The organism is Enterobacter huaxiensis, from assembly GCF_003594935.2.
GTDB classification, from domain to species: Bacteria; Pseudomonadota; Gammaproteobacteria; order Enterobacterales; family Enterobacteriaceae; genus Enterobacter; species Enterobacter huaxiensis.
In genome coordinates, this window is record NZ_CP043342.1 from 1,577,400 (window position 1) to 1,599,469 (window position 22,070).

Here is a 22,070-nt window from a genome sequence, read left to right on the forward strand (position 1 = left end):
TCAGCAGGACGAAGAAGAAATGTGCTGAACATCTAACTTCTGAAACAAGAAATGTAACTTTTCTTGCAACGCTTTGCAGAAAGGGCAAGACTTCTTGAAACGTTTCAGCGCTATCTTGTTTTTACTAACGGAGCAGGTTAGCGCATTTTTTCTCATTAAGGCTGAAACGATTCAATTTCAGCAGGAGAGGAGAACCATGTTCCAGTTATCTGTTCAGGATATCCACCCGGGCGCACAGGCCGGGAATAAAGAAGAGGCTATTCGCCAGGTTGCCGCCGCGCTCGTGCAGGCAGGCAACGTGGCGGACGGCTACGTCAACGGCATGCTGGCCCGCGAGCAGCAGACCTCAACCTTCCTGGGTAACGGCATCGCCATTCCCCACGGAACGACGGACACCCGCGACCAGGTGCTGAAAACCGGCGTCCAGGTTTACCAGTTCCCGCAGGGCGTACTCTGGGGTGACGGTCAGGTGGCCTACGTGGCGATTGGTATCGCGGCCAGCAGCGACGAACACTTAGGTTTGCTGCGCCAGCTGACGCACGTGCTGAGCGATGACTCCGTGGCTGAACAGCTGAAATCCGCCACCACGGCGGAAGAGCTGCGCGCCCTGCTGATGGGTGAAAAACAGAGTGAGGCGCTGAAGCTGGATAATGACACGCTGACGCTGGACGTCGTTGCCTCGGATCTCGTGACGCTGCAGGCGCTGAACGCGGGCCGTCTGAAAGAGGCCGGTGCGGCAGACGCGACCTTCGTAACGCGCGTGATTAATGATAAGCCGCTGAACCTTGGCCAGGGCATCTGGCTGAACGACAGCGCTGAGGGCAACCTGCGCAGCGCTGTTGCGGTGAGCCGTGCGGCAAACGCCTTCGACGTTGACGGCGATCGCGCTGCGATGCTGGTCACCGTCGCAATGAACGACGACCAGCCGGTTGCGGTACTGAAGCGTCTGAGCGATCTCCTGCTGAACAACAAAGCTGAAAAATTGCTGAACGCCGATGCCGCCACCGTGCTGGCGCTGCTGACCAGCGACGATGCGCTGACCGATGACGTGCTGAGCGCCGAGTACGTTGTGCGTAACGAACACGGCCTGCACGCCCGTCCTGGCACCATGCTGGTGAACACCATTAAACAATTCGAAAGTGAGATTACCGTGACCAACCTGGATGGCTCAGGCAAGCCGGCTAACGGCCGCAGCCTGATGAAAGTTGTCGCGCTGGGCGTGAAGAAAGGCCACCGCCTGCGTTTCACCGCGCAGGGTGCAGATGCTGAACAGGCGCTGAAAGCGATTGGCGACGCCATCGCTGCTGGTCTGGGGGAGGGCGCATAATGAGCAGACGTGTTGCCACAATTACGCTGAACCCGGCCTATGATCTGGTGGGCTTTTGCCCGGAAATCGAGCGCGGCGAAGTGAACCTCGTACGTACCACCGGCCTGCACGCTGCGGGTAAAGGGATTAACGTCGCGAAGGTGCTGAAGGATCTCGGTATTGACGTCACCGTCGGCGGGTTCCTCGGTAAAGATAACCAGGACGGTTTCCAGCAGCTGTTCAGCGAGCTGGGGATTGCTAACCGCTTCCAGGTGGTTCAGGGCCGTACCCGTATCAACGTTAAGCTGACGGAGAAAGACGGCGAAGTGACCGACCTCAACTTCTCTGGCTTTGAAGTGACGCCGTCTGACTGGGAGCGTTTTGTTAACGATTCCCTCACCTGGCTGGGCCAGTTCGACATGGTGTGCGTCAGCGGCAGCCTGCCGTCCGGCGTTAGCCCGGAAGCGTTCACCGACTGGATGACGCGCCTGCGCAGCCAGTGTCCGTGCATTATTTTCGACAGCAGCCGTGATGCGCTGGTTGCCGGTCTCAAAGCCGCGCCGTGGCTGGTGAAGCCAAATCGTCGCGAACTGGAGATCTGGGCTGGCCGTAAGCTGCCAGAATTAAAAGATGTGATAGAAGCTGCCCATGCGCTTCGCGAGCAGGGTATTGCTCACGTAGTGATTTCCCTGGGGGCTGAAGGGGCGCTGTGGGTTAACGCGTCTGGCGAATGGATCGCCAAACCGCCGTCGGTTGAAGTTGTTAGCACCGTAGGCGCCGGGGATTCGATGGTTGGCGGCCTGATTTACGGCCTGCTGATGCGCGAATCCAGTGAGCATACCTTACGTCTTGCCACCGCCGTTGCAGCCCTGGCCGTGAGCCAGAGCAATGTCGGCATTACCGATCGTACCCAGTTGGCCGCGATGATGGCGCGCGTTGACTTAAAACCTTTTAACTAACAGCAGGAGAGGAATAATGAAAACGCTGCTGATTATTGACTCCGGTCTCGGACAGGCTCGTGCCTATATGGCGAAGACCCTGCTGGGAGCGGCGGCGAACAAAGCACATCTGGACATTATCGATAACCCGGGCGATGCCGAACTGGCGATTGTGCTGGGCGATAGCATTCCGGCGGACAGCGCGCTGAACGGCAAAAAGGTGTGGCTGGGCGATATTAATCGCGCGGTAGCCCATCCCGAGCTGTTCCTGAGCGAAGCGAAAGGTCACGCCACGGTCTACAGTGCCCCTGTCGCGGCGGCCCCGGCTGCGGCTGCGGGTCCAAAACGCATTGTGGCGATTACCGCCTGCCCGACCGGCGTTGCCCATACCTTTATGGCGGCTGAAGCCATTGAAACCGAAGCGAAAAAACGCGGCTGGTGGGTAAAAGTTGAAACGCGCGGCTCGGTTGGCGCAGGCAATGCGATCACGCCTGAAGAAGTGGCGGAAGCCGATCTGGTTATCGTTGCGGCGGACATCGAGGTAGATCTGGCGAAGTTTGCCGGTAAGCCGATGTACCGCACCTCTACCGGTCTGGCGCTGAAGAAGACGGCTCAGGAGTTTGATAAAGCGCTGGCTGAAGCCAAACCGTATCAGGCGACCGGTGCAGCGAAAACAGCTACCGAAGGGAAAAAAGAGTCTGCGGGCGCGTATCGTCACCTGCTGACCGGCGTTTCCTACATGCTGCCGATGGTGGTGGCGGGCGGTCTGTGCATCGCGCTCTCCTTTGCGTTCGGTATTACCGCGTTTAAAGAAGAAGGCACCCTGGCGGCTGCGCTGATGCAGATCGGCGGTGGTTCAGCGTTCGCGCTGATGGTGCCGGTGCTGGCGGGCTTTATTGCCTTCTCTATCGCTGACCGTCCTGGCCTGACGCCGGGTCTTATCGGCGGTATGCTGGCGGTGAGCACCGGTTCCGGCTTTATCGGCGGTATTATTGCCGGTTTCCTGGCGGGTTACGTCGCGAAGTTGATTAGCTCGAAGCTGAAGCTGCCGCAGAGTATGGAAGCGCTGAAACCGATTCTGATCATCCCGCTGATCTCCAGCCTGGTGGTCGGTCTGGCGATGATTTACCTGATTGGTAAGCCGGTTGCGGGCATCCTGGCGGGTCTGACCCACTGGCTGCAAACCATGGGCACCGCTAACGCGGTTCTGCTGGGGGCGATCCTCGGCGGCATGATGTGTACCGACATGGGCGGTCCGGTGAACAAAGCGGCGTACGCCTTTGGCGTTGGCCTGCTGAGTACCCAAACCTACGCGCCGATGGCGGCGATCATGGCAGCAGGTATGGTGCCACCGCTGGCGCTGGGCCTGGCGACCATTATTGCCCGTCGTAAGTTTGATAAGGCGCAGCAGGAAGGCGGCAAAGCGGCGCTGGTTCTGGGTCTGTGCTTCATCACCGAAGGTGCGATACCGTTCGCCGCGCGCGATCCAATGCGCGTTCTGCCGTGCTGTATCGTGGGTGGCGCGGTAACCGGTGCTATCTCGATGGCGGTTGGCGCGAAGCTGATGGCGCCGCACGGCGGTCTGTTTGTCCTGCTGATCCCTGGCGCAATCACGCCGGTGCTGGGCTATCTGCTGGCGATCGTTGCCGGTACGCTGGTGGCAGGCTTGTCTTACGCGGTGCTGAAGCGTCCGGAAGCGGAAGTCGTGGCAAAAGCAGCGTAATAAAGGTATCGGGTGGCGGCTTCGCCTTACCCGACCGACAAAAAAAGCCGGGTTGCATTATGCACCCGGCTTTTTTTATGCCGCCTGTTCAGCGGTTTGCTGTGCCTTCAGCCAGGCAATCTCTTCCGCCCAGATATCCGGGTTGATGGTTTCCAGCACCATCGGAATACCGTCGAAACGGGCGTCCTGCATAATAAAGCGGAACGCATCGTGGCCAATATTGCCTTCACCCAGGCTGTGGTGGCGGTCCACGCGGCTGCCGAAGGCGCTTTTCGCATCGTTCAGGTGCATGCCGCGCAGGTACTGAAAGCCTACGATACGCTCGAACTCATCGAAGGTATTTTTGGTGGCCTCGGTTGTGCGCAGGTCATAGCCGGCGGCAAAGGCGTGACAGGTATCAATGCACACCCCCACGCGAGATTTGTCTTCCACGCCGTCAATAATCGCCGCCAGATGTTCGAACTTAAAGCCGAGGTTGCTGCCCTGACCGGCGGTGTTCTCAATCACCGCGGTGACGCCTTTGGTTTTATCCAGCGTAATATTGATGGACTCCGCAATGCGCGCCAGGCAGGCGTCTTCGTCAATCTGCATCAGATGGCTGCCGGGATGGAAGTTCAGCAGCGTCAGCCCCAGCTGTTCACAGCGCTGAACTTCATCAAGGAAAGCGTCGCGGGATTTTTCCAGCGCCTCTGCAACCGGGTGACCGAGGTTGATCAGGTAGCTGTCGTGGGGAAGGATTTGGCCAGGCCCGTAGCGGTATTTCTCACAGGCGGCTTTGAAGTCATCAATCACCTCAGCGGTGAGCGCTGCGGCGCGCCACTGGCGCTGGTTTTTGGTGAACAGGGCGAAAGCGGTCGCCTCGATTTCGGCGGCGCGAACGGCGGCATTCGCAAGGCCACCTGCAGCGCTAACGTGCGCTCCAACATATTTCATAAAGGGACTCCTGTTAACCCGAAACGCTTATGATAGCGGGTTAACAGGAGAAGGATGTAGTGGTTTATGCCATCAGGCTGTGAACCGCGAGGTTGATCGCGCCGCCGCCCACAATCAGCCAGATGAACAAGACCAGCGCCATCAGCAGCGGTTTGGCACCGGCTTTTTTCAGCGCGCTGACGTGAGTGGTCACGCCCAGAGCTGCCATCGCCATCGCCAGCAGGACGGTATCCAGCGTCACCAGCATGTCCACAACGGCTTTCGGCAGCAGGTGGAAGGAGTTGAAAATCGCCACCACGATAAACAGGATCGCAAACCACGGAATGGTGATTTTGCTCTTCTCATTGCCGCCAGCAGGCGCCAGCTGTTTGACACGCGCGGCCAGGAAAATCAGGAACGGGGCCAGCATCATGACGCGCAGCATTTTGGCAATCACCGCTGCGTTTTCCGCTTCCGGGTTGATGGCGTGGCCCGCCGCGACAACCTGCGCGACTTCATGCATGGTCGAACCGATATAAATGCCGTAGGTTTCCGGACTAAACCAGTGAGCAACCAGCGGATACATAGCCGGGTAGAGGAAAATGGCCAGCGTACCGAAGATCACTACCGTCGCCACCGCCACGGTCACTTTGCTGGCTTCTGCTTTGACCACCGGTTCTGTTGCCAGCACCGCTGCTGCACCGCAGATGCTGCTCCCCGCGCCGATGAGCCAGCTGGTGTGCTTATCGAGACCAAATACCTTCTGGCCGATAAAGCACGCCAGTAAAAAGGTGCTGGTCAGCGTCAGGACGTCGATGGCGATCCCGCTGACCCCGACATCCGCAATCTGCGAAAAGGTGAGACGAAAGCCGTAAAGAATAATCCCCAGGCGCAGCAGATGCTGCTTGGCGAAGATCACGCCGCCGTCGCAGGATTTCCATATATGGGGATAAACGGTATTACCCACTACCATGCCGAGCAGAATAGCCAGCGTTAATGCACTAAAACCTGCGCCCGCGACGGCCGGAATGCTGCCGCCCCATAACGCCACGCCGGTAATCACGGCGCTAAGCGCAAGACCCGGCACGAAGTGCCACACTGTACGATGATGTTGTAAGGTGAGTTCTGACATAACCTTCTCCTTTGTCTGGCTAAAGGTTACGGCGTGCTGGCTTAAAAATAAAATTGATTATATATTTATAATTAATCTATATAAGTGGTAAACAACCATGCACATTACGTTGCGTCAGCTGGAAGTCTTTGCCGAAGTGCTGAAAAGCGGGTCCACAACCCAGGCCTCGCAGATGCTGTCTCTCTCTCAGTCGGCGGTCAGCGCCGCGTTAACCGATCTCGAAGGTCAGCTGGGCGTACAGCTTTTCGACAGGGTAGGGAAGCGTCTTGTCGTCAATGAACATGGCCGTCTTCTGTACCCCCGTGCGCTGGCGCTGCTGGAACAGGCCGTTGAAATTGAACAACTGTTCCGCGAAGACAACGGCGCGATCCGGGTGTACGCCAGCAGCACCATTGGCAACTATATTCTGCCTGAGGTCATCGCTCGCTACCGCCGGGATTTCCCGACCCTGCCGCTGGAGATGAGCGTGGGCAACAGCCAGGACGTTATTAACGCGGTGATCGATTTCCGCGTGGATATCGGCCTGATTGAAGGGCCATGCCACAACGTGGATATCATTGCTGAACCCTGGCTTGAGGATGAGCTGGTGGTGTTTGCCTCACCGGCTTCTTCTTTATTACAGGGGCAGGTGACGCTGGATCGGCTGGCTCAGGCGCAGTGGATCCTGCGCGAGCAAGGTTCCGGCACCCGTGAAATTGTTGATTACCTGCTGCTGTCGCATCTGCCGCAGTTCCAGCTGGGCATGGAGCTGGGAAACTCAGAGGCCATCAAGCACGCGGTGCGTCACGGTCTCGGGATCAGCTGTCTTTCGCGGCGCGTCATTGCCGAACAGCTTGAGACGGGGTCATTGGTCGAAATTCCGATTCCGCTGCCTAAGCTGATACGCACGCTGTGGTGCATTCACCATCGGCAGAAGCATCTTTCCAGTTCTCTGCAGCGTTTTCTGCGCTATTGCGAGATGTAACCTTCCCCTCACCCTGACCCTCTCCCCAAAGGGGAGAGGGGACGACCCTATTTCTGCTTTACTTATAATCCTGGCCGAGTCATGAAGCTCTCTTATAACTGGGTATTTCTGCCGGAAGGAACGCAGATCGTCTGCTACAATCGCGCCTCATTTAATAAATGGACAGCATTTTCACATGGTTTCAGAAACTAAAACCACAGAAGCGCCCGCGCTACGTCGCGAACTCAAGGCGCGTCACCTGACGATGATCGCGATTGGCGGTTCAATCGGTACAGGTCTTTTCGTTGCCTCTGGCGCAACGATTTCGGCAGCAGGCCCGGGCGGGGCGCTCTTCTCATATATCCTGATTGGCCTGATGGTGTACTTCCTGATGACCAGCCTGGGTGAACTGGCTGCATACATGCCGGTTTCCGGTTCGTTCTCCACCTACGGTCAAAAATACGTTGAAGAAGGCTTCGGCTTCGCGCTGGGCTGGAACTACTGGTACAACTGGGCGGTCACTATCGCCGTTGACCTGGTCGCCGCGCAGCTGGTGATGAACTGGTGGTTCCCGGATACCCCAGGCTGGATCTGGAGCGCCTTGTTCCTGGCCGTCATCTTCCTCCTGAACTACATCTCCGTGCGCGGTTTTGGCGAAGCGGAATACTGGTTCTCTTTGATAAAAGTGGCAACCGTCATCATCTTTATCGTCGTCGGTGTGGCGATGATCGTTGGTATTTTCAAAGGGGCTGAACCTGCCGGGTGGAGTAACTGGACGATAGGCGATGCGCCGTTTGCCGGTGGATTCTCGGCGATGATTGGCGTGGCGATGATCGTTGGCTTCTCCTTCCAGGGGACCGAGCTTATCGGTATTGCTGCCGGCGAGTCCGAAAACCCGGAGAAGAACATCCCGCGCGCGGTGCGTCAGGTGTTCTGGCGTATCCTGCTGTTCTACGTGTTCGCGATCCTGATTATCAGCCTGATCATTCCGTATACCGATCCGAGCCTGCTGCGTAACGATGTGAAAGACATCAGCGTCAGCCCGTTCACGCTGGTCTTCCAGCACGCTGGCCTGCTCTCTGCGGCGGCGGTGATGAATGCCGTGATCCTGACGGCGGTGCTGTCTGCGGGTAACTCCGGCATGTACGCCTCAACCCGTATGCTTTACACCCTGGCCTGCGACGGAAAAGCGCCGCGCATATTCGCCAAACTGTCTCGTGGCGGCGTGCCGCGTAACGCGCTGTACGCGACCACGGTGATTGCGGGTCTGTGCTTCCTGACCTCTATGTTCGGCAACCAGACGGTTTACCTGTGGCTGCTCAACACCTCCGGTATGACGGGCTTCATCGCCTGGCTGGGCATTGCCATCAGCCACTACCGCTTCCGTCGCGGCTACGTGATGCAGGGTCATGACCTGAACAACCTGCCGTACCGCTCAGGTTTCTTCCCGCTGGGGCCGATTTTCGCCTTCATTCTGTGCCTGATTATTACCCTGGGGCAGAACTATGAAGCTTTCCTCGCGGATTCCATTGACTGGGGCGCAGTGACGGCCACCTACATTGGTATTCCGCTGTTCCTCATCATCTGGTTTGGTTACAAACTGACGAAAGGAACCCGCTTCGTTCCCTATAGCGAAATGGACTTCCCGGAACGATTCAAACAATAACCGCACTTCCTCTCGTTTAGCCCGCTCACTCGAGCGGGCTTTTTTATGGGCCGGTTAGAAGCTGTAGGTCATGCCAACGGTATAGCGTCGGCCATCCAGCACGGTGTCGTACGTATCGTAATCAATCTGCTTATCCAGCACGTTATACACACCGGCGGTAACCAGCAGGTTTTTGTTCGCGTTGTAGCGCAGGCCTACATCAACCTGGGTGTAGGACGGCGTGCCCTGGGACATTGACGTACGGCTCAGGTACTCAGAGGTTTTTCCACGCAGGTTCAGACGGCTCCAGAAGCCGACGTCGGCTGTCGCCTGCCAGTCCAGAGTGGTGTTGAACATGTGTTTCGGCATTTTATTCAGCGGCTTGCCGGAGAACTGGCCGCTCTTCTGCTCGGATTCCGTATAGGTGTAGTTTGCGGTCCAGTTCACATCGCGCGTGATTTTCCAGCCGAAGGAGGACTCCACGCCGCGCATGTTGGCTTTGTCCACGTTGACGCGATCGCTCACGAAATCATAGCTGTGATCGCCAATCGTACAGGCGGGATCGGCGCTGCTGTTACAGCGGCGAACTTCAGTAATTTTGTCTTTGAAGTCGGTATTAAACAGCGTCACGCCGGCATTAAGATTGTCGTTATTATCCCAGAGCAGGGCGATCTCTTCGCTCAGGCTCTTCTCTGGTTTCAGGTCCGGGTTGCCCACGATGATACCGTCGAGGCGCCCGCCACCGGTTACCTGACCCCAGTTGGCAGAAGACTGACGCAGATCCGGCGCACGATAGCCCGCAGAAACTCCGCCTTTCAACGTCCACTCATCGGCCAGGTGCCACACGCCGTAACCGCGCGGCGTCCAGTTGGTACCGTAGTTTTGGTCTTTATCCATACGCAGGCCGCCGGTCAACGTAAAGCTTTCCGTCATTGACCATTCATCTTCGGCAAACAGTGCCCAGCTCCAGCGCGTCAGTTTGTTCAGGCCGTCAGCCGCTTCAAGCTGATTGCCGTTGTCGCGCAGTTTCTCATAGCGATACTGCCCGCCGAGGGTCAACGTATGATCGCCGAGGAAGATCTGGTTCTGGTTGTTGAAGGTGGTGTTATAGGATCGCATTTCACGATCCGGGTTATTCGTCTCTTCCTGCTGAATATAGCTGGTGGTATTGAAGTCGCTGTAATAACCGCTGTGTGTCAACGAGTAGGTCGTATGCTCATAGCGCGTGTCGCTTTTAGCGTTCGGCGTACAGGTACTTCCGCGGCAGGTTTCAGCGGCTTTCGACATCCCAGGGGTGCTGTTCCTGTCCTGAAGCTCGCGGGCAAAGTCGAGGTCGAAATCATTTTTCTCGTCCGGCGTGAAGTTCAGCGTAATACCGCCGTTCCGCATTTTCTGCTCGTTATAGCCGTTCACAATTTTATCTTCAGCGCGGCGCGACAAAAGCCCCGTCACTTTTGCGCCAAGCAGCCCGTCGATCAGGGGGCCAGAAGCGTAGGCGTTGGTCTGGAAGATATCGCCGGAATCATTATTTTCCTGGAAGGTTGCATCGCCATGCAAAGAACCGGTCCAGGCTTTGGTGTTCGAAACTTTTTTGGTAATGACGTTGATGACGCCACCCATTGCATCAGAGCCGTAAAGTGAGGACATCGGGCCGCGGATGACCTCAATGCGCTCAATGGACTCCAGCGGCGGCAGCCAGCCTTGTTCAATGCCCGAGTTATCGCTGTTTGGGCGCGTGCTTCGCGTACTGACGCGCTTGCCGTTCACCAGGAACAGCGTGTACTGAGAGGCCATGCCGCGAATGCTGATATCACTGCTACTTCCGCCGCCGGTGACGACGACGCCTGGCACATCTTTTAGGGCATCGGTGACGTCACGGTACGCCTTATCTTCAATCTGCTGTTTTGAAATCACAGAGATGGAGGCGGGGGCATTCTGAATTTTTTGTTCAAAACCCGTTGCGGTGACGACAACGGTGTCCTGATCGGCTGCGTAAGCAAGCGGGGGGAGAGTGGCGACGCCAACGGCGATCGCGAGAGCCTTAACGCGAGGTATAGTCATTTGTACATTCCGTATAAAAATGAAAAAACTCCATCGGGATAACCCTGAGAACTGTATGTATTTGTCTTGTAAGAACTCTTTGTGATGGAGAAGAGCCTGGAATTGTACAAAAGAATGTAGAATTGTAAACACAAATGATAATTGAAATCATTTGTGTTTGATTAAAGCGTAAGGAAAATATTCTGGATTCAAGAGGATAGGATTATGTAAATCAGGGAAGGGGATAAGCCCGGCAGGCGTGATGCTGCCGGACAAAAAGGAGCTTATGTGAACAAATGCTCCGCATGGAAGCGGAGATGATCCTCAATAAAGGACGCCATAAGGTAATAGCTGTGGTCATATCCCGGCTGAATGCGCAGCGTCAGCGGCCAGTCCTTCTGGCGCGCGGCTTCCGCAAACACCGCGGGCTGTAGCTGCCCGGCAAGGAACTGATCCGCATCACCCTGATCGATAAGCGTAGGGATCGCCTCCCCCGCGCGGCTTGCCAGCAGCAGCGCGCAGCTGTCCCATTCCTGCCATTTTTCAACGTCTTCACCCAGGTAATGGGTAAAGGCTTTCTGGCCCCACGGCACCTGCGTCGGGTTCACAATCGGCGCAAACGCCGACACGCTGGTATATTTCCCTGGGTTTTTCAGCGCCATGATTAATGCGCCATGTCCGCCCATGGAGTGTCCGCTGATGGCGCAGCGGTCGCTCACCGCAAACTCCGCCTGAATCAGCGCAGGCATCTCGTCGCGGATATAGTCATACATGCGGTAGTGGCTCGCCCACGGCTGCTCGGTGGCGTTGAGATAAAACCCTGCGCCTTTGCCCAGATCGTATCCGGCATCGTCAGCCACATCGTCACCGCGCGGGCTGGTGTCGGGCATCACCAGCGCAATGCCGAGCGCGGCTGCAATGCGCTGCGCGCCTGCTTTGGTGGTGAAGTTCTCGTCGCTGCAGGTCAATCCAGACAGCCAGAACAGTACCGGCGGCTTAACGCCCGCCTCGGTTGGCGGCAGGAAAATGCTGAACGTCATGGAACAGTTCAGTGCGGTGGAGTTGTGCCGCCAGCGCTGCTGTCGACCTTCAAAACAACGATGCTCTTCGAGCAGTTCCATGCAGGGCTCCTTAATGAGGATACATATTCATAAAATCCATAATACAGAGTTTTCATTGACCTGTGAGCAACTTTCACTTTCCCCTCGCGGCCAGATGCTGCATCATAAATTTACTTTTCTTTAACAATTGGAGCGATCATGGCGCTGCGTATCGCGCTCAGCGGATTTGTGGTTCTGGGGGTGGCAATGGGGATAGGGCGCTTTGCCTTCACGCCCCAGGTGCCGCTGATGATTGCCGCCGGGCAACTGACGCTGACCAGCGCGGGTCTGGTGGCGGCGATGAACTATCTGGGCTACCTGGTGGGGGCCTGGGATGCCATGCGCGCGCACCGCTTCGTGGAAACACGTCTCTGGCTGGGCATCTCAGGCGCCGTGGCGCTGACATTACTCTCTGCGGCGGCGGATAACGCCGTCGTTCACGGCCTGCTGCGCTTTGTTATCGGCTGCATGAGCGGCTGGTCTATGGTACTGATTGCCGCCTGGACCAACGAGCGGCTGGGGCAGCTGGGTAAACCGGGGCTCAGCGCGGCGGTCTTTGCCGGGCCGGGCGCAGGTATCGCCCTCAGCGGACTGCTCGCCGTCTATATTCAGGCGAGGTCACTCTCTGCCGGAGCCGCCTGGCAAATCTACGGCGTGCTGGCGCTGGTGCTTATTGCGCTGGTAGCGAGATATCTGCCGCGTTCGGGCCAGCTTCACCGGCCAGGCACCGCGCCGGAGCCGCTGGTGCTGACGGCGGATGTAAAGCGTCTGGTCTGGAGCTATAGCCTGGCGGGGTTTGGCTATATCCTTCCGGCGACCTTTTTATCGCAGATGGCGGCCGTGCGTTTTCCCGGCAGCCTGTTTGCCCAGTTTGTCTGGCCACTGTTCGGGATTGCTTCCGTCGTGGGTATTGCGCTCAGCATCCTTCTTCGCCATACCTCAACGTCCCATCGCAGGCTGGCTATTGTGCTGTGGCTGCAGGGTGCTGGCGTGCTGGCGGCCTGGCTGCTGCCGGGTATTGGCGGCCTGCTGATCGGTGGGCTGCTGGTGGGCGGCGGGTTCCTGTGCGCCGTGCAGCTTTCTCTTTTGTACGGACGCGAGCTGGCGCCAAACCACACGCGCTATATGGCGGGACTGCTTACCACGGGATATGCCATCGGCCAGCTGGTTGGCCCGGTCACCTCGGCGCTATCCACGTGGCTTACGCACCGGCTGGAGCCTGCGCTGGGGCTGGCGGGCGTCGCGCTGTTCGTCGGCGGGGCGCTGGTCTGGAACCGTCAGGCTGAAAGGCAATAGCAATTGCAATAATTATCGTCGTGAATACTGGATTATGTGCGCCGCCTCACGCACAATGAGCGCACACTTTTGCCACAACGAGGGCAGAAGACGCCACACCTGCAGGAGAAAATAATGCCATCACTCAGTAAAGAAGCTGCCCTGGTCCACGAAGCTCTGGTTGCGCATGGTCTTGAAACGCCACTGCGTCCACCGGTTCAGGAGTTGGATAATGAAACCCGTAAGAATCTGATTTCCGGGCATATGACCGAAATCATGCAACTGCTGAATCTCGATCTGAGCGATGACAGTCTGATGGAGACGCCACATCGCATCGCGAAAATGTACGTCGATGAGATTTTCTCTGGCCTCGATTACGCGAACTTCCCGAAAATCACCGTCATCGAAAACAAGATGAAGGTCGATGAAATGGTGACGGTACGCGATATCACGCTGACCAGCACCTGCGAGCATCACTTCGTGACTATCGATGGTAAGGCGACGGTGGCCTATATTCCGAAAGATACGGTGATTGGGCTCTCCAAGATCAACCGCATCGTGCGTTTCTTCTCTCAGCGTCCGCAGGTACAGGAACGTCTGACGCAGCAGATCCTGATCGCGCTCCAGACCCTGCTGGGGACCAACAACGTGGCGGTTTCCATCGACGCGGTACACTACTGCGTGAAAGCGCGCGGCGTTCGTGATGCGACCAGTGCAACCACCACCACGTCGCTGGGCGGTCTGTTTAAGTCGAGCCAGAACACCCGCCAGGAATTCCTGCGCGCGGTGCGTCACCACAACTAGTCAAACAGGGCAGGAACCATGGAGCGAAACGTCACGCTCGATTTTGTACGCGGCGTCGCGATCCTCGGTATTCTCCTGCTGAATATCAGCGCCTTCGGTCTGCCGAAGGCTGCTTACCTCAATCCCGCCTGGTACGGTGATATCACTCAACGTGACGCGTGGACGTGGGCGATCCTCGATCTCTTTGCGCAGGTTAAATTCCTGACCCTCTTCGCGCTGCTTTTCGGCGCAGGACTTCAGCTATTACTCAAGCGCGGCACGCGCTGGATCCAGTCGCGTTTAACGCTGCTGGCGATCCTGGGCTTTATTCATTGCCTGCTGTTCTGGGACGGCGATATTCTTCTGGCCTATGGGCTAGTCGGGCTGATTTGCTGGCGTCTTATCCGCGATGCGCCCGGCGTAAAAAGCCTGTTCAACACCGGCGTGATGCTTTATGTCATGGGGCTTGCCGTACTGCTGCTGCTGGGCCTGATTTCCGGTGAATCGACAAACCGCTCCTGGATCCCCGATGCCGCGAACCTCCAGTATGAGCAGTTCTGGAAACTGAAAGGGGGCACCGAAGCTATCAGCAATCGCGCGGATATGCTGGGCGATAACCTGATCGCGCTGGGCGCGCAGTACGGCTGGCAGCTGGCGGGAATGATGCTAATGGGCGCATCGTTGATGCGCACCGGCTGGCTAAAAGGCGAATTCAGCCTGCGTCACTATCGCCGAACCGGGGCGTTACTGGTATTGCTCGGCGTGCTGATTAACCTCCCGGCGGTGGTTGCGCAGTGGCATCTCCACTGGGATTACCGCTGGTGCGCTTTCCTGCTGCAGCTGCCGCGCGAGCTGAGCGCACCGTTCCAGACCATTGGCTATGCGGCGTTGATGTATGGCTTCTGGCCGCAGCTCTCCCGCCTGTGGATCGTCAGTGCAGTTGCCTGCGTTGGGCGTATGGCGTTAAGCAATTACATTTTGCAGACGCTGATTTGCACCACGCTTTTCTATCGATTTGGCCTGTTTATGAAATTCGACCGTCTGACGCTGCTGGCGTTTGTTATTCCGGTCTGGATTGTTAACCTGGCGTTTTCCGTTATCTGGCTCCGTTTCTTCCGCCAGGGCCCGCTGGAATGGGTATGGAGAAAATTAACCGCACATGCTTCGGGTGTATCATTGTCTAGAACATCCAGATAACGATCTGGATCACAATCATTAACAAAATGGATGTAAACGTTTTCATCCGTGTGAGCTTCTTCACGTAGTCCCCCCTCTCTCGCTGCCAAAATAGCCACCTTGCTAAACACAGGGGGTGTCTGTGAGTTGCTGCAATCCTTTGAAGGATGGTGAATATGATCACCATTCGTGACGTCGCCCGCCAGGCGGGCGTTTCTGTTGCTACCGTCTCTCGCGTGCTGAACAACAGCGCGCTGGTCAGCCCTGAAACCCGTGAAACCGTAATGAAAGCCGTGACCCAGCTGGGGTACCGGCCAAATGCCAATGCGCAGGCGCTGGCCACGCAGGTCAGCGATACCATCGGCGTGGTGGTGATGGATGTTTCAGATGCGTTCTTCGGCGCGCTGGTTAAGGCGGTGGACGTTGTCGCCCAGCAGCACAATAAATACGTGCTGATCGGCAACAGCTATCACGAGGCGGAAAAAGAGCGTCATGCCATTGAAGTGCTGATCCGCCAGCGCTGTAACGCCCTGATTGTCCACTCAAAAGCCTTGAGCGATGAAGAGCTGGCCGGGTTTATGGAACAGATCCCCGGCATGGTGTTGATCAACCGGATTGTGCCGGGCTACGCGCACCGCTGCGTAGGGCTTGATAACGTCAGCGGCGCAATGATGGCGACGCGGATGCTCATCAACAATGGCCATCAGCGTATCGGTTTTCTGGCCTCCAGCCACTCGATTGAAGACGACGAGATGCGTCGTGAAGGGTGGCAGAATGCGTTGAAAGAGCACGGCATTGTGCCGCCTGAGAGCTGGGTAGGAACCGGAACGCCCGATATGCAGGGCGGGGAGGCGGCAATGGTTGAGCTGCTGGGCCGTAACCTGCAGCTATCCGCGGTATTTACCTACAACGATAGCATGGCGGCCGGTGCGCTTACCGCACTGAAAGACAACGGTATTGCGGTGCCGCAGCATTTATCGCTGATTGGCTTCGATGATATCCCTATTGCCCGTTACACCGACCCGCAGCTCACCACGGTGCGTTACCCGATAGCGTCCATGGCAAAACTGGCGACGGAGCTGGCGCTACAGGGGGCGGCTGGGCTGTTAGATCCGGATGCAACACACTGTTTCATGCCGACTTTAGTGCGTCGTCATTCGGTCGCCGTTCGGCAAATTGTGGCTCCGATCACTAACTGATTACATGGTGTGATGTAACCGTTTTCAATCTGTGAGTAAATTCACAGTATCTTAACAATGCGCTGACTATGATGTCAGCGTTTTAGGGGATGAAACGCTATGTAACGGTGATTATTCACTTTCACTATAGCCAACGTGCCGCAAACAACGAATAAAACGCATTTCTGGAGCGTTACCGAACACGGAAGATAGAAATTTTATAAGTGAACTTCGGCGATCAGTAACGTTTTATTAACACCTGCCCGCCGACCGTTATTCACAAGAACTACCCTGCATAAAAAAAACCGGAGATACCATGAATAAGAAGGTGTTGACTCTGTCTGCTGTAATGGCAAGCATGCTTTTTGGTGCAGCAGCGCACGCTGCGGATACCCGTATTGGTGTGACAATCTATAAATACGACGACAACTTCATGTCTGTTGTGCGTAAAGCTATCGAGAAAGACGGTAAATCAGCGCCAGACGTGCAGCTGCTGATGAATGACTCCCAAAACGACCAGTCCAAACAGAACGACCAGATTGACGTTCTGCTGGCAAAAGGCGTGAAGGCACTGGCCATCAACCTGGTTGACCCGGCAGCAGCAGGCACCGTCATTGAGAAAGCGCGTGGCCAGAACGTGCCAATCGTCTTCTTCAACAAAGAACCTTCTCGTAAGGCGCTGGATAGCTACGACAAAGCGTTCTACGTGGGTACTGACTCCAAAGAATCCGGCATTATCCAGGGCGACCTGATTGCCAAACACTGGGCGGCGAACCCGAACTGGGACCTGAACAAAGACGGTCAGATTCAGTTCGTTCTGCTGAAAGGCGAACCTGGCCACCCGGATGCTGAAGCACGTACCACTTACGTTATCAAAGAGCTGAACGACAAGGGCCTGAAAACCCAGCAGCTGGCGTTAGATACCGCCATGTGGGACACCGCTCAGGCGAAAGATAAGATGGACGCGTGGCTGTCCGGCCCGAACGCGAACAAAATCGAAGTGGTTATCGCCAACAACGATGCGATGGCAATGGGTGCAGTAGAAGCGCTGAAAGCACACAACAAATCGTCCATTCCTGTCTTCGGCGTGGATGCGCTGCCGGAAGCCCTGGCGCTGGTTAAATCTGGTGCGATGGCCGGTACCGTTCTGAACGATGCCAACAACCAGGCGAAAGCCACCTTCGATCTGGCGAAAAACCTGGCCGACGGTAAAGGTGCTGCTGACGGCACCAGCTGGAAAATCGAAAACAAAATCGTTCGCGTACCTTACGTGGGCGTAGACCAGTCCAACCTGGCTGAGTTTATCGGTAAATAAGTTCGTCGTACTGTCTCCACTGGGCGCAATTCGTTGCGCCCTTTTATAACGCGATATGCGAGGCCAACAAGGTATAATTATGGTCAGCACAAATACTCAGTCGTCTGGTGAATACTTGTTGGAAATGACCGGTGTCAATAAGTCTTTCCCCGGCGTTAAGGCACTCGATAATGTTAATTTAAAAGTGCGTCCTCACTCTATTCATGCCCTGATGGGGGAGAACGGTGCGGGTAAATCAACATTATTAAAATGTCTTTTTGGGATCTATCAAAAAGATTCTGGCAGCATCCTTTTTCAGGGGAAAGAGATCGATTTCCATTCAGCGAAAGAAGCGCTGGAAAACGGTATCTCAATGGTTCACCAGGAACTGAACCTGGTACTGCAGCGCTCGGTTATGGATAATATGTGGTTGGGACGTTATCCAACCAAAGGTGTCTTTGTCGATCAGGAGAAAATGTATCGCGACACCAAGGCCATCTTCGACGAGCTGGATATTGATATCGATCCGCGCGCCCGCGTGGGAACATTATCCGTATCCCAGATGCAGATGATCGAAATTGCCAAAGCGTTCTCCTACGACGCCAAGATCGTCATCATGGATGAACCGACCTCATCCTTAACGGAAAAAGAGGTTAACCACCTTTTTACCATTATTCGTAAGCTGAAAGATCGCGGCTGCGGTATTGTCTACATCTCGCATAAGATGGAAGAGATCTTCCAGCTGTGCGATGAAATCACCATCCTGCGCGACGGCCAGTGGATTGCCACTCAGCCGCTGGAAGGGCTGGACATGGACAAGATCATCGCCATGATGGTTGGCCGCTCCCTGAATCAGCGTTTCCCTGACCGTGAGAACAAACCGGGTGAAGTGATCCTTGAGGTGCGGAACCTCACGTCGCTGCGCCAGCCGTCCATTCGCGACGTCTCCTTCGACCTGCACAAAGGTGAAATTCTGGGGATAGCAGGGCTGGTCGGCGCGAAACGTACCGATATCGTGGAAACCCTGTTTGGGATCCGTGAAAAATCGGGCGGCACCATCACCCTGCACGGAAAGAAAATTAATAACCACAACGCCAACGAAGCCATTAATCACGGTTTTGCGCTGGTGACGGAAGAGCGTCGCTCGACGGGTATTTACGCCTATCTGGACATTAACTTTAACTCGTTAATTTCGAATATCCGTAACTACAAAAGCAAAATTGGCCTGCTGGATAATTCCCGCATGAAGAGCGATACCCAGTGGGTGATTGACTCCATGCGCGTGAAAACGCCGGGTCACCGTACGCAGATCGGTTCGCTCTCGGGCGGTAACCAGCAAAAAGTGATTATCGGCCGCTGGTTGTTAACCCAGCCTGAAATTCTGATGTTGGATGAACCGACGCGTGGTATCGATGTAGGTGCAAAATTTGAGATATACCAGCTGATTGCCGAGCTGGCCAAAAAGAATAAAGGGATCATTATTATTTCTTCCGAAATGCCGGAATTGTTAGGGATCACAGACCGTATTCTGGTTATGAGCAATGGTCTCGTTGCCGGTATTGTTGACACCAAAACGACTACGCAAAACGAAATTTTGCGTCTTGCGTCTTTGCACCTTTAAGATCAGGGGCTCCTCATGAGTGCGTTAAATAAAAAAAGTTTTCTCACTTATCTGAAAGAAGGCGGTATTTACGTTGTTCTTTTAGTGTTACTGGCCATTATTATTTTCCAGGACCCTACGTTCTTAAGTCTGCTGAACTTGAGTAACATTCTTACGCAGTCCTCCGTACGTATTATCATCGCGCTCGGCGTGGCGGGCCTTATCGTCACCCAGGGTACTGACCTGTCCGCAGGGCGTCAGGTGGGTCTGGCGGCGGTTATCGCCGCGACCATGCTGCAGTCGATGGAAAACGCCAACAAGGTGTTCCCGGAAATGGCAACGATGCCGATTTTCGTGGTGATCCTGATCGTCTGCGCCATCGGTGCCGTCATTGGCCTGATTAACGGCATCATCATTGCTTACCTGAACGTGACGCCATTCATCACCACGCTGGGTACGATGATCATCGTTTACGGTATCAACTCCCTGTACTACGACTTCGTAGGCGCGTCGCCTATTTCGGGCTTCGACAGCGGCTTCTCGACGTTCACGCAAGGGTTTATTGCGATGGGCAGCTTCCGCCTGTCGTACATCACCTTCTATGCGCTGATTGCGGTGGCCTTCGTCTGGGTGCTGTGGAACAAAACCCGCTTCGGCAAAAACATCTTTGCTATCGGCGGTAACCCGGAAGCGGCAAAAGTCTCCGGCGTTAACGTTGCCCTGAACCTGCTGATGATTTACGCGCTCTCCGGTGTGTTCTACGCCTTCGGCGGGATGCTGGAAGCGGGCCGTATCGGCTCCGCCACCAACAACCTCGGCTTTATGTACGAACTGGATGCGATTGCGGCCTGCGTGGTGGGCGGTGTCTCCTTCAGCGGCGGCGTGGGTACCGTGCTCGGCGTGGTAACCGGTGTGATCATCTTCACCGTTATCAACTACGGCCTGACCTACATCGGCGTGAACCCTTACTGGCAGTACATCATTAAGGGCGCCATCATCATCTTCGCGGTTGCGCTGGATTCACTGAAGTACGCGCGTAAGAAGTAAGCTCATTAAGAATGAAAAGGCCCGCTCACGTAGCGGGCTTTTTTTTGCCCGGTGGCGTCCAAAGTCGGGTGGCGGCTTCGCCTTACCCGACCTACACGAAAATCCGCCCCGTAGGCCTGGTAAGCGCAGCGCCACCGGGCAGGACCCCGCACCGGAGTAAACAGTTCTATTTCTTCTTCTGTATTTCCAGCAGCTGCTCCGGCGTTACCGCCGGATAACCCTGCGCATCTTCCGGCACCTCGTGCATCGTTGGAATCGGGACCAGCGGGCCTAAAAAACGCGGTTCGCGTTTGAAGAGATAGAGATCGGCCAGGGCGCCAAAGCGGGCGCCAAACTCGCGCACGCGCACGCTCAGCATGTCTTTTGGTGACGGCACGGCGTAGCACTGGGCCTGAATCCCCATGTGCAGGGCGATGAACAGCGCGCGCTCGCAGTGGAAGCGCTGGGTGATGATGATGAAGTCGTTAGTGTCGAATACTTTACGGGTGCGCACGATGGAGTCCAGCGTGCGGAACCCGGCATAGTCAAGCACGATATCCGCCGGATCGACGCCAGCGGCAATCAAATCTTTCCGCATGGTCACCGGTTCGTTATAGCTCTGCAGCGCGTTATCGCCGCTCAGCAGCAGGTAGTTCACCTTGCCGCTGTTGTAGGCGTTCAGCGCGCCCTGAATGCGGTAGCGGTAATACTGATTGATAACGCCGGTGCGGTAATACTTGGCGGTGCCGAGCACCACGCCAACCTGACGGTAGGGGAGATCCTGGAGGTCATCAAAAATATAGGGTGCCGTTTTCCAGCTCATCCAGCGGTCGAGGCCCAGCACGATCAACAGCAGTATGCCGACCAGGACAGACAGGCTGTAAAAAACGCGCTTTAACATGGAGATGGCTCGTTCGTGGATGAAAGTTCACTCAGGCTACTGTACCCGCCTGGTTAGCGCAAGAAACGGTGAATCAACTGAGGGCTTTTTCAGCAAACGGGCGGGCATTTCTGCCCGCCGGAAGGTCAGGCAAGCAGCACGCGGTCAATTGTCGTGCAGCCCAGCGCTTTCAGCGTGGCGGCGGTAGCGTCCCACTGGATCAGCGGTGCATCGGCTTTTTCGGCCAAAATTGCGCGTTGGATATCAGGATAGTCGTAGCCGTTCAGGCTCAGCAGGTTGAGTGCGCCCTGCAGCGGCGGGAGCGTCGGGTTGAACGCGGCGTTCTCCGCATAGCTGCCGGTGAAGATGCGGCCATCGCGGCACTGCAGCGCCACGCCGCTCGGTGATTTGCTGTACGGCGTGTGGCTCTGGTTGGCGGCGGTGATAGCGGCCTGGCTCAGGTCATCGCCGGACAGGGCGAAACCGTGGTCCTGCGCGTCCATCAGCAGCGTTTTGATCTCAAGATCTTTCGGGCCGAAGGCATCCGGCAGATAGTCGCCCAGCGTGTGCGGCTCGCGGCCCGGCAGATTGATGCGCAGCTGCAGGCCGCTGTTCAGCTCGTTCATAAACTGGCGGCAGTGGCCGCACGGGGTGTAGTTAACGGTGATGGCGCTCAGCGCTTTTTCACCGCGCAGCCAGGCGTGGCTGATGGCGCTCTGCTCGGCGTGGACGGTTTGCTGCATCGTCGCACCCAGGAACTCCATGTTTCCACCGAAGTACCAGGTTCCGCTTACGCCGCGTGCAATCGCACCGACGTTAAAGTGGGAGAGATCTGCGCGGGCGCAGGAGGCGGCCAGCGGCAGGAGTGCGAAAGCCAGCGCGTCTTCGTCCAGTCCCGCTGCCTGTTTAAGCGTCGCGACCTGCTCCGCCGTCAGCAGGGCGGGGAAATGTGCATCCGCCAGAACCGGAGCCAGGGCTGATTGCAAATTCTCTGCGAGCTGGGCGAAAGCAGTTTGAAAACGTGGATGCATGGCGTGTGCCTCATAAAGGTTAATGGATCGGTAGTGTACGGAGCCGATGGGGCTTTATATGTGATCCACTTCTCATTATGTATGCAAC

At 56.3% G+C, this 22,070-nt stretch carries 18 protein-coding genes; 12 read left to right on the forward strand and 6 right to left on the reverse strand.

What is annotated here, in order from left to right; translation table 11 throughout:
* Window positions 1–196 precede the first annotated feature (196 nt).
* Genes fruB through fruA form a run of 3 tightly spaced genes read left to right on the forward strand, consistent with a single transcriptional unit; the run spans window position 197 to window position 3,967 of the window.
* Window positions 197–1,327: a fused PTS fructose transporter subunit IIA/HPr protein gene (gene fruB, locus D5067_RS07565; protein ID WP_119937154.1), complete on the forward strand. Its 1,131-nt coding sequence runs from the start codon at window positions 197–199 to the stop codon at window positions 1,325–1,327.
* Entirely contained in the window at window positions 1,327–2,265 is a 939-nt protein-coding gene (gene fruK / locus D5067_RS07570; protein ID WP_119937029.1) for a 1-phosphofructokinase, read from the forward strand. Before fruB ends, fruK begins: the two co-directional genes overlap by 1 nt.
* Before the next feature lie 16 nt (window positions 2,266–2,281).
* Window positions 2,282–3,967, forward strand: coding sequence for a PTS fructose transporter subunit IIBC (fruA, locus tag D5067_RS07575; protein ID WP_119937028.1), 1,686 nt, complete (start codon window positions 2,282–2,284; stop codon window positions 3,965–3,967).
* A 75-nt stretch (window positions 3,968–4,042) separates the two neighbouring features.
* Here the strand turns inward: fruA and nfo are convergent, their stop codons facing one another.
* On the reverse strand, window positions 4,043–4,900 hold the full coding sequence (gene nfo / locus D5067_RS07580; RefSeq protein ID WP_119937027.1) for a deoxyribonuclease IV: 858 nt from the start codon (window positions 4,898–4,900) through the stop codon (window positions 4,043–4,045).
* Between the two features lie 64 nt (window positions 4,901–4,964).
* Window positions 4,965–6,011, reverse strand: a complete 1,047-nt coding sequence (locus D5067_RS07585; RefSeq protein ID WP_119937026.1) for a YeiH family protein — start codon at window positions 6,009–6,011, stop codon at window positions 4,965–4,967.
* A gap of 97 nt (window positions 6,012–6,108) precedes the next feature.
* On the opposite strand from D5067_RS07585, the gene yieE reads away from it, so the two are divergent.
* Both yieE and D5067_RS07595 read left to right on the forward strand, forming a co-directional pair.
* Entirely contained in the window at window positions 6,109–6,975 is an 867-nt protein-coding gene (gene yieE / locus D5067_RS07590) for a DNA-binding transcriptional regulator YeiE (RefSeq protein ID WP_119937025.1), read from the forward strand.
* Between the two features lie 175 nt (window positions 6,976–7,150).
* Complete coding sequence (locus D5067_RS07595; protein ID WP_119937024.1) at window positions 7,151–8,620, forward strand: amino acid permease; 1,470 nt, start codon at window positions 7,151–7,153, stop codon at window positions 8,618–8,620.
* Between the two features lie 54 nt (window positions 8,621–8,674).
* Here D5067_RS07595 and D5067_RS07600 read toward each other — a convergent pair whose 3' ends face one another.
* A complete protein-coding gene (locus tag D5067_RS07600) occupies window positions 8,675–10,660 on the reverse strand; it encodes a ligand-gated channel protein (RefSeq protein WP_119937023.1) in 1,986 nt (661 codons plus the stop codon).
* Window positions 10,661–10,923: 263 nt separating this feature from the next.
* On the reverse strand, window positions 10,924–11,760 hold the full coding sequence (fghA, locus tag D5067_RS07605; protein WP_119937022.1) for an S-formylglutathione hydrolase: 837 nt from the start codon (window positions 11,758–11,760) through the stop codon (window positions 10,924–10,926).
* 138 nt (window positions 11,761–11,898) lie between these two features.
* Here fghA and D5067_RS07610 point away from each other — a divergent pair, with 138 nt between their 5' ends.
* From D5067_RS07610 to mglC, 7 genes are all read left to right on the forward strand, one after another.
* Window positions 11,899–13,035: a YbfB/YjiJ family MFS transporter gene (locus D5067_RS07610; RefSeq protein WP_119937021.1), complete on the forward strand. Its 1,137-nt coding sequence runs from the start codon at window positions 11,899–11,901 to the stop codon at window positions 13,033–13,035.
* 114 nt (window positions 13,036–13,149) lie between these two features.
* Complete coding sequence (folE, locus tag D5067_RS07615; RefSeq protein ID WP_119937020.1) at window positions 13,150–13,818, forward strand: GTP cyclohydrolase I FolE; 669 nt, start codon at window positions 13,150–13,152, stop codon at window positions 13,816–13,818.
* 18 nt (window positions 13,819–13,836) lie between these two features.
* Window positions 13,837–14,994, forward strand: a complete 1,158-nt coding sequence (yeiB, locus tag D5067_RS07620; protein WP_119937019.1) for a DUF418 domain-containing protein YeiB — start codon at window positions 13,837–13,839, stop codon at window positions 14,992–14,994.
* 155 nt (window positions 14,995–15,149) lie between these two features.
* Entirely contained in the window at window positions 15,150–16,172 is a 1,023-nt protein-coding gene (gene galS, locus D5067_RS07625) for an HTH-type transcriptional regulator GalS (protein WP_119937018.1), read from the forward strand.
* 295 nt (window positions 16,173–16,467) lie between these two features.
* Window positions 16,468–17,466, forward strand: coding sequence for a galactose/glucose ABC transporter substrate-binding protein MglB (gene mglB, locus D5067_RS07630; RefSeq protein ID WP_119937017.1), 999 nt, complete (start codon window positions 16,468–16,470; stop codon window positions 17,464–17,466).
* Between the two features lie 79 nt (window positions 17,467–17,545).
* Window positions 17,546–19,066 carry a galactose/methyl galactoside ABC transporter ATP-binding protein MglA gene (gene mglA / locus D5067_RS07635; protein WP_119937016.1) on the forward strand — a complete coding sequence of 507 codons (1,521 nt, stop codon included), beginning with the start codon at window positions 17,546–17,548 and terminating at the stop codon, window positions 19,064–19,066.
* A 15-nt stretch (window positions 19,067–19,081) separates the two neighbouring features.
* Window positions 19,082–20,092, forward strand: coding sequence for a galactose/methyl galactoside ABC transporter permease MglC (gene mglC, locus D5067_RS07640; protein WP_119937015.1), 1,011 nt, complete (start codon window positions 19,082–19,084; stop codon window positions 20,090–20,092).
* A gap of 166 nt (window positions 20,093–20,258) precedes the next feature.
* Here the strand turns inward: mglC and sanA are convergent, their stop codons facing one another.
* Window positions 20,259–20,972, reverse strand: a complete 714-nt coding sequence (gene sanA / locus D5067_RS07645) for an outer membrane permeability protein SanA (RefSeq protein WP_119937014.1) — start codon at window positions 20,970–20,972, stop codon at window positions 20,259–20,261.
* A gap of 125 nt (window positions 20,973–21,097) precedes the next feature.
* On the reverse strand, window positions 21,098–21,982 hold the full coding sequence (gene cdd / locus D5067_RS07650; RefSeq protein ID WP_119937013.1) for a cytidine deaminase: 885 nt from the start codon (window positions 21,980–21,982) through the stop codon (window positions 21,098–21,100).
* Window positions 21,983–22,070: the final 88 nt, after the last annotated feature.

Coding starts and splice junctions, on each gene's coding strand:
- D5067_RS07610 (WP_119937021.1), top strand. CDS start 11,899: ATGGCGCTGCGTATCGCGCTCAGCGGATTTGTGGTTCTGGGGGTGGCA.
- folE (WP_119937020.1), top strand. CDS start 13,150: ATGCCATCACTCAGTAAAGAAGCTGCCCTGGTCCACGAAGCTCTGGTT.
- D5067_RS07600 (WP_119937023.1), bottom strand. CDS start 10,660: ATGACTATACCTCGCGTTAAGGCTCTCGCGATCGCCGTTGGCGTCGCC.
- galS (WP_119937018.1), top strand. CDS start 15,150: ATGATCACCATTCGTGACGTCGCCCGCCAGGCGGGCGTTTCTGTTGCT.
- fruB (WP_119937154.1), top strand. CDS start 197: ATGTTCCAGTTATCTGTTCAGGATATCCACCCGGGCGCACAGGCCGGG.
- fruA (WP_119937028.1), top strand. CDS start 2,282: ATGAAAACGCTGCTGATTATTGACTCCGGTCTCGGACAGGCTCGTGCC.
- nfo (WP_119937027.1), bottom strand. CDS start 4,900: ATGAAATATGTTGGAGCGCACGTTAGCGCTGCAGGTGGCCTTGCGAAT.
- D5067_RS07595 (WP_119937024.1), top strand. CDS start 7,151: ATGGTTTCAGAAACTAAAACCACAGAAGCGCCCGCGCTACGTCGCGAA.
- fghA (WP_119937022.1), bottom strand. CDS start 11,760: ATGGAACTGCTCGAAGAGCATCGTTGTTTTGAAGGTCGACAGCAGCGC.
- mglC (WP_119937015.1), top strand. CDS start 19,082: ATGAGTGCGTTAAATAAAAAAAGTTTTCTCACTTATCTGAAAGAAGGC.
- yieE (WP_119937025.1), top strand. CDS start 6,109: ATGCACATTACGTTGCGTCAGCTGGAAGTCTTTGCCGAAGTGCTGAAA.
- cdd (WP_119937013.1), bottom strand. CDS start 21,982: ATGCATCCACGTTTTCAAACTGCTTTCGCCCAGCTCGCAGAGAATTTG.
- yeiB (WP_119937019.1), top strand. CDS start 13,837: ATGGAGCGAAACGTCACGCTCGATTTTGTACGCGGCGTCGCGATCCTC.
- sanA (WP_119937014.1), bottom strand. CDS start 20,972: ATGTTAAAGCGCGTTTTTTACAGCCTGTCTGTCCTGGTCGGCATACTG.
- mglA (WP_119937016.1), top strand. CDS start 17,546: ATGGTCAGCACAAATACTCAGTCGTCTGGTGAATACTTGTTGGAAATG.
- fruK (WP_119937029.1), top strand. CDS start 1,327: ATGAGCAGACGTGTTGCCACAATTACGCTGAACCCGGCCTATGATCTG.
- mglB (WP_119937017.1), top strand. CDS start 16,468: ATGAATAAGAAGGTGTTGACTCTGTCTGCTGTAATGGCAAGCATGCTT.
- D5067_RS07585 (WP_119937026.1), bottom strand. CDS start 6,011: ATGTCAGAACTCACCTTACAACATCATCGTACAGTGTGGCACTTCGTG.